Origin of the sequence: Candidatus Sordicultor fermentans (genome assembly GCF_012728195.1) — a bacterium.
Taxonomy (GTDB): Bacteria; Atribacterota; Atribacteria; order Atribacterales; family Caldatribacteriaceae; genus Sordicultor; species Sordicultor fermentans.
The window spans coordinates 1-4908 of sequence record NZ_JAAYFP010000152.1; the positions used below are offsets into that span (position 1 = coordinate 1).

The window sequence follows — 4908 nt, forward strand, 5'->3', positions numbered from 1 at the left end:
AGGGATGTCTCTGGATAGTAGAGGAGAAAAGAATTAAAATCAGAGGTCTAATAGAATCAAGTGAAAAGAATTGATTGTATTGTTTTCCAGAAGGTCTTGACCCTTATAACCTACAAAAACAAAAGATTAAAAGACAAAAACTACTGGTGGGAAATACGCCACCAGTATAATAAGAAAAATTATAAATAATTACGCTGGGTAAAAACATCCCATCGTTGAGGAAGAGAAAGTATCTTCCTCAGTATAAAGGGGCGATGCCCCCTTATGACCCCCAAGAAAAGACAAAAAGAAAAAGCAAAAACGTGGATGCCTGATAAAAAATTTCAGGCATGACGGATGATGTGGATTCCCGATTACTGATCTCTGGAATAGCAGAGAGGGGTTGTTCCCGAGCAAGAAAAGACAGGTTGCTACGGGAAGCGAAGCGAGCGACTTTCACAACCACTTTGGGGAATTATCACGCTGCCGATGCAACGAGGCGTGAGATGGCATATGGGGGAGCGATCTCTCTTTTTGAGTCTCAATAAACTGCTAAAAAGCAAGTTGCATCAGGTTAGAGATTTAGGGTCATGATGGCTCCCCGGGGTGAGATTACCCGTAATAATGTAATAATATCTTGTCATGAAAAATAAGGAGAGTGCAAAAAATTCTCCTACTTTCTAATTTTTTCAATATTGCTCACTATTACTGCTATTACAATGATAATCCCGATGGTAAAGGTCTGGAAATAGGAGGAGACATTTAGAATATTTAAACCATTTTGTATAATTCCCATCAATATTACTCCCAAGAATGCTCCTAAAACTGTGCCCCTTCCTCCTTCGAAAGTAACTCCACCAATGATGGCGGAAGCCAAAGCACGTAGCTCGTATCCTTCGCCAACATTAGCTAACACATTCCCCAGCCGGGAGACCAAAACTAAAGAAGCTACTCCTATGATAGCTCCGCTTAAAGTGTAATTAATTATTTTAAGCCTGTCTACATTTATGCCCGAGAGAAAAGCCATTTGTTCATTTCCTCCCATGGCTACTATTCTCCGTCCGTATTTGGTATTTTTCAAGAGAAAGTGAGTGCCTAAAACCATTAGAATCAGGATTATCATAGGAATGGGGATGCCTAAAACTCTTCCTCTCCCCAGAAATTGAAATTTCCCTTTGAGAGTGAGAAACAAACCCTGGGATATAACCAGCGCCAATCCATAATAAACATAGCTCATGCCTAAAGTTACAATCAAAGGGATGCATTTGCTTTTACTTATAATTATGCCGTTTATTAGTCCGCAAATTACCGAGGTTGAAAAGCCTAGGAGGACTGCTACATAAACATTAGTTCCATTCATTACTAAAGTGCAGATAATAACTGTGCTCAGGCCAATCATAGAGCCAATGGAGAGATCTATTCCTCCGGATACGAGAAGAAGAGTCATAGACATAGTGCAAATGCCTAAAACAGCAATCTGCTGAAAAATGGCAAAGATGTTACCCTTACTCAGAAATCGAGGATTTATGATTCCAAAAAGGAGAGAAAGACCAATGATTACAGTTATAAGGAAAAAGCTTTGGTTTCGGAAAAAAGATTTATTCTTATTCATTAGTGTTCACTCCAAAAGCATGGAATATGATATTTTCTTCAGTGATTTCTCCTTCTTTTAATTCTGCCGAGATAGCGCCTCTTGTGATCACTATTACCCGATCGCTCAGAGCGATCAACTCCGGCATTTCTGAAGAAATCATGATGATGGATTTCCCTTCTTGAGCTAAATTAGCTATTAACTCATGGATTTCGTTTTTAGCATTGACATCAATTCCTACAGTGGGTTCATCAAAAATAATGATTTCTGCTTCTTTCAAAAGCCAGCGGGCTAAAACTACTTTTTGCTGGTTTCCTCCACTTAAAAATCTCACTTCTTGTTCTAAGGAAGGAGTTTTGATATCCAGTTGCTGGACATAATTTTCTACTATCCGGGCTTCCTGAGGAAGAGGAATAAGATATCCAGGAAATAAGTCATCTAAACTGGGAAGGGTGATGTTTTTAATAATGGAAAGACCCATAGCCAATCCAGTTTTCTGACGGTCTTCAGTGATGAAGCCCATCCCTATTTTTATTGCTTCTTGGGGAGAAGTGATGTTTATTTTTTCCCCCCGATAAAAGACCTCACCGGAAAATTTTTTCCCCGCTCCAAACAGAGCTTTCATAATTTCTGTTCTTCCCGAACCTACTAACCCGGCTACTCCTAATATCTCTCCCTCGTGAAGAGAAAAAGAAATGGAAGGAGAGGCCTCACTCAGGCGGAGGCCTCTCACCTCTAATATAGGTTTCTCTACCGCCTTTTTTTCTTTTCGGTAAAACAGGTTTATGTCTCTTCCCACCATTTCTTTAGTGATGGTAGGTATGTCTACTTTTTCCTCTCGATTATCATGGCAGGCCACCTTTTTTCCATCTTTGAATACAGTGATACGGTCAGCTAAATCTATGATTTCCTCCAGACGGTGGGAGATATATATTATCCCTATGCCTCTTTTACTAATACTACGGGCTAAATTCAAAACTATCTGTGCATCTTTTACATTGAACACCGCAGTGGGTTCATCCATTATTAGCACCTGGGGTTCAAAAGCCAGAGCTCGTACGATTTTCACAAATTGTTGTTCAGCAACGCTCAGATTTTCTACCGCTTCTTGAGCAGAAAGGTCGATTTCTAACGAGTCTATGATTTTTTGGGCTTCTTCTATCGTTTTGCGGTGATTTACCATTCCCCAGGGGGAAGAAAGCTCTCGCCCCACGAAGACATTTTCTGCCACACTCATTTGAGGAACCAGGATGTTTTCCTGATATACGACTTGAATTCCTAAAGATTGAGCAGTGTGGGGGGTGAGAAATCGGTACTTTTTATCCCGAATCTGGATTTCTCCCTGATCGGGCCTGAGAAACCCGGATAAAATTTTTATGAAGGTAGATTTCCCCGCTCCATTTTCTCCGACGATACAGTGAATCTCTCCAGGATAAAGATCAAAAGAAATACCAGCTAGAGCCATAACTCCAGGAAAAGTTTTTACAATGTTTTGGGCTTGAATTATAGGATCCATTGGTTGTTCCTGTGTCCTTTTCTTTCTGTAGAGAGATTTTTTCCTCCTGGGTCTTTGCTATCCTTACTTGTATACCAACTCACTATAGTGGTTACTCCTTCAAGGAAATGCTCTTGAGTGTACCAAAGTGAAAAAAGGCTTCCCTCGAGGGAAGCCTTTTTTCACTAAAGCCTAAAGCTTCTCAGTCATCTATGCCGCCAATATACTCCACGGCTCTTTCATAGTTTTCATCACTAATTTCCCAGGAAATAGCTTCGGAAAGATTTTCTTTGGTGATAGGGATGATAGGCAAAGGAATAAACTTCTCCGGTTTTTTGCCTTTAGCTACATATTCATAAAGGTTTTTAAAAGTAATTAGCCCTTGCAAAGATACTGGAGCGCTCATTGTGGCATCCAGTTCCCCATTGGCAATCATTTCCAAACCGTGGGGTCCTCCGCCGGTAGCAACTATTTTTACTTTGCCAAATAATCCTGCGTCTTTCAAAGCATTTATAACTCCAGTAGCCATTTGTTCATTGTTAGCGAAAATAACATCAAATTCTAAGCCGGACTGGATAGCGTTTTGGGTTACATTCATAGCTTGTTCGGCTCCCCAGTCAGTGGGCTGAGTTCCCACCAGCTCTACCGTTCCAAATTCTTCCAGTGCCTGGTGCAGGCCCTGTTCATAAAGTTCGGTAATGCCCATCCCCGGGGCTCCCATCACATAAAATAATTTGCTACCCGGATAGTTCTCACTGATAAACTTTCCAGCAGCGTATCCAATGTCCTCGTACTGGCAGGCAACACAAGAAATATAATCCAGGGAGGTATCAGCAGGAAGAGAGTTCTCAAAAGTAATGGGGATTCCCGCTTCTTTAGCCATTTCGTATAAGGTGACGTCTAATTCTGGGGTTATGGTGTATACTGAAACGCCGTCTACTTTTTTGGCTATTAAGTCTTCCATAGCTGCTACTGCTTTTTCTAGGTTTCCTTCCGGGTCTAAAACAATAGTTTCTACTCCTTTTTGCCTGGCAGCATATTCGAAAGCCAAAATAGAGTAGTTGTTCCACACATCTTTACGGCTGAAAGCAATGTTACCAAAAACTAATTTTTTACCCTCCTGAGCAAAAACCACCTGAGTTCCCACCACAGTGAGAAAAACAAGAACCAAAGACAAAATTGATACTAAACGACGATACTTTTTCATAACCATTCCTCCTTTTAAGTTATTTTGTTGTCTACCCAGTTTCCTAATTTATACCACATAAAGAGATAATAAAAAAGCCCCCATTTCAAAAACAAAGCCTTAATAAGCGAGAGAAGGTCAGATTCTGTAAGAAAAGGAAGAATTCAATAATTTTTGTAGCCTGCTATGATTTCTCTAACTGTTAGAAAGATGGAGGCCGGATAGAAAATTTTAAATGGAGGCACAAAATCCATTTTGCCTACATCGGGTTAAAAACTCGGGATTGCTAACCGTACGCTGGATTTTTCTCCCAGCGTCGTTGTTTGCTTTTTTACGCCGTCAGGCTATCAAGCGAGGATCGTATGACCCTTTGAGAGAGTCTTGCAGAGTGAAGGATGGTGCAATCTTTCTTTTACACTCAAGCGAAAATCTAATCTCACCAGGATTGAAATTACACCGGGAAAAATACCCCAGTATATTTTGTTAAGTTAGAAATGATTTTCCTCATAAGGGTGAAACACGTTATAATGATTTTGTGGTTACTATATAATTTTGATTATTCAGTGATGAATTTGATACAACCAGAATATCTAAAAATGATATTTAAATAATTAAGGAGGAAATTATATGCCCAAAATAAACTGGACTCTGGATAAT

At 40.0% G+C, this 4908-nt stretch carries 3 protein-coding genes; all 3 read right to left on the reverse strand.

The window, feature by feature from the left end:
- Positions 1 to 652: 652 nt before the first annotated feature.
- Entirely contained in the window at positions 653 to 1591 is a 939-nt protein-coding gene (locus GXZ17_RS07925) for an ABC transporter permease (protein ID WP_409376754.1), read from the reverse strand.
- Positions 1584 to 3086: a sugar ABC transporter ATP-binding protein gene (locus GXZ17_RS07930; RefSeq protein WP_409376755.1), complete on the reverse strand. Its 1503-nt coding sequence runs from the start codon at positions 3084 to 3086 to the stop codon at positions 1584 to 1586. The genes GXZ17_RS07925 and GXZ17_RS07930 overlap by 8 nt, the downstream gene beginning before the upstream one ends.
- A gap of 181 nt (positions 3087 to 3267) precedes the next feature.
- Positions 3268 to 4272: a sugar ABC transporter substrate-binding protein gene (locus tag GXZ17_RS07935; RefSeq protein ID WP_409376756.1), complete on the reverse strand. Its 1005-nt coding sequence runs from the start codon at positions 4270 to 4272 to the stop codon at positions 3268 to 3270.
- Positions 4273 to 4908: the final 636 nt, after the last annotated feature.

Coding starts and splice junctions, on each gene's coding strand:
- GXZ17_RS07925 (WP_409376754.1), bottom strand. CDS start 1,591: ATGAATAAGAATAAATCTTTTTTCCGAAACCAAAGCTTTTTCCTTATA.
- GXZ17_RS07930 (WP_409376755.1), bottom strand. CDS start 3,086: ATGGATCCTATAATTCAAGCCCAAAACATTGTAAAAACTTTTCCTGGA.
- GXZ17_RS07935 (WP_409376756.1), bottom strand. CDS start 4,272: ATGAAAAAGTATCGTCGTTTAGTATCAATTTTGTCTTTGGTTCTTGTT.